3 protein-coding genes are annotated in these 2,289 nt (G+C 57.8%); 1 reads left to right on the top strand and 2 read right to left on the bottom strand.

The features are described from left to right. The first annotated feature begins 406 nt into the window (after positions 1-406). Positions 407-598: a hypothetical protein gene (locus tag EN932_RS34275; protein ID WP_082827649.1), complete on the top strand. Its 192-nt coding sequence runs from the start codon at positions 407-409 to the stop codon at positions 596-598. Positions 599-872: 274 nt separating this feature from the next. On the opposite strand, the gene EN932_RS38535 is transcribed toward EN932_RS34275, so the two are convergent. Together EN932_RS38535 and EN932_RS34260 are read right to left on the bottom strand one after the other, a co-directional pair. Continuing rightward, positions 873-1,043 (bottom strand): hypothetical protein, encoded by a 171-nt coding sequence (locus tag EN932_RS38535; RefSeq protein ID WP_164770142.1) that lies wholly within the window; start codon positions 1,041-1,043, stop codon positions 873-875. A gap of 905 nt (positions 1,044-1,948) precedes the next feature. Continuing rightward, complete coding sequence (locus EN932_RS34260) at positions 1,949-2,146, bottom strand: tyrosine-type recombinase/integrase (protein WP_244514468.1); 198 nt, start codon at positions 2,144-2,146, stop codon at positions 1,949-1,951. Positions 2,147-2,289: the final 143 nt, after the last annotated feature.

Here is a 2,289-nt window from a genome sequence, read left to right as displayed (position 1 = left end):
GCAATGGAGGGCGTGGGCTCCCGCGATTGGCCTTGGTGTTGCCGCCGCCATCGGTATGATTTGGACCGTCTATCTACCGATTGTCGGATTGCGTCACATGCTCGGATACAACTAAACCTCTAGCATCCGCACGACGGCATTCCAGCCGTAGGATTTGCTGCAACGCCGGTAACAGTGACCTCCAGGCCGAGCCTACCGAGCGCGACCGAGCAATCCAGGGATGCCGCGTAAGTCGCATTTTCGCCTATGACCGTCTTCGTGATCGACCCTTCGGTTGCCAGCGTTCCAGGAGTGTGCGCACCACGCCGGTCACAGGACTTCTCCTTCGCTTTGTACATTTCGAACGTTGAAGCGCTTTGGGCGCTATGATTTGTTGGTGCCTTCGTCGTGTGTGGGAGTGCGGGCCGTGGACGATGACCAAAGGGCTGGTGTTCGTATCGAACACATCGACGGCCAGTGGGCGGTACAACTCGTCGAGAATGGCGAAACCACCCAGCATCTTTTCGAGACCGAGGAATTCGCGAGGAACTTCGCCGCCGGTCAGTGGCTAAGGCTAAACCCGAAGCCTATTCCCCCAATGCGCCGGCGACGCCGTTAGAGCGCTAAGCTTAAAAATGCTCTTTCGCGGATGCTGCACCGGGGCCGGAACTTTGATGCAATAGCGAAGTTCGAGGAGGGAGATGCTTTCGCAACAGGCGCCACTTCACGAGAGGCCGGAGCAATGGTGGACAATCTATCTCGCAGGGAAGAACAACGCGGCACGCGAAGACTCATGGCGTGGGGCGTGGCGGTTATTGCCGTCATTTTCCTAGGCCTAATGGCATTCTTTGTACTCACGCCCTTATCGAACGGCTCTTGGCAGACGGCACCGTTCAAGCGTGCTCCTGTGCAAAACCAGGGCGGTAATGCGCCAGTGGATACGTCACCCAGCCCGGGCGTGAAAAAAGACCCTCAGGAAAATACTGAAATGCCGGAGCAGCAGTAGTAGGTTCCGACCCGCTGGCAAATTTTTTCCGGGGCCGGGCGGCGATCTTGTCGAACACGTCCTCTTCCTCTGCGTCGCGACTGGCCTTGGTGTCGCCTCCAAGGATCGGGACCGGCCTTCCCTCGATTGCTGAGCTTACAAAATTGCCCAATTCGGAGGCCTGATGCTACACGTGTGTCGGCACAGGCAAATCTGCACAGCAGCTATGCACGATCCACGATTGCAGAAATCGCTGGGCAGCGGGTAGATTTTGATTGTCGGCCATCTACTCCTCCCAGATGCGATGCCGGCGCTGAATGAGGCGCACCTCCTCCCGCGCCACATTCGAAAATCGAGCCCGCTGCCACCTCCTCCCGGCAGCGGGCTTTTTTTTGTCTCCGCCAGCAGACACAGTGGCAAGCATCCGCGATGGCCTGCGAAACCATCCGTAAACCATGCCAACACGGTAAATACTTTATGTCGAACCGATCGGGTTGCAGGAGGTTGTGGGCGGGTCTGCAACAAAGAGGCCCAGCCGATCCATGCACCGCTTACCCATCTTGCCCGCCCTGTTGATCTCCTTCGGGATTGCCTACGGAATTTGCGTCTGGGCGACGTCGGATAAGCCGGTCAGCTTTTTCGAAGCCCAAGCGGCGTCGCAAATGCGTGGAACTGTCGATCGCTCTGAATAGCTGTAACGCCACGGAAGGTGGGGCGGTCCGGTCCTATTATTCACATGGCCACCTTCGTGCACGAGCGCGCGGGCAAGCGCCTCACGGCAATGGCGTAGGTCGATCTTTGCCATCGCCGTGGCCACAGCTTCTCGCACGGTTGGACCTAATGGCTCGGCCAAGCGCCGAGCGGCGTCATCTTTCCTGTTCAAGGTAAGAAGGATGGGTAGCGGACTTCGCCAGCATGAAAAACGCGATTATGCACAACGCGCAGAAGCACGCGATCACGGCAAGTGAGCAGGCAATTACGACCTCAGCCATTTGGATTGTCCTCTAAATGTCGGGTGCTAGTCGGCGAATGATGTCCGCTATAGGACGGGGCGAGGTGAGCATAGTGCTTCTCCACCGTTCGGGTGTCGCTGCGACCAAGGGCCTGTGCCACGATGATCAACGGAGCGCCATTTCGAACCATCGTGCTGGCGTAGGTATGCCGCAGCTCATGTAGCGTCACATCCGACAGGCCGGCCTGTTTCAAAAGCGCTTTCCAGGGCCGATGGTAAATAGCCTTGGCCCAAACGACGCCGCTGTCTTGGGTAAGCAGGGGTTCACTGCCTTATCGATGGTGGGCTCTTGGTTCAGCAGAGTCCAGACAAA

This window comes from Mesorhizobium sp. M7A.F.Ca.US.002.01.1.1, from assembly GCF_004022955.1.
Lineage (GTDB): Bacteria > Pseudomonadota > Alphaproteobacteria > Rhizobiales > Rhizobiaceae > Mesorhizobium > Mesorhizobium ciceri.
This window is presented reverse-complemented; position numbering and strand designations above follow the sequence as displayed.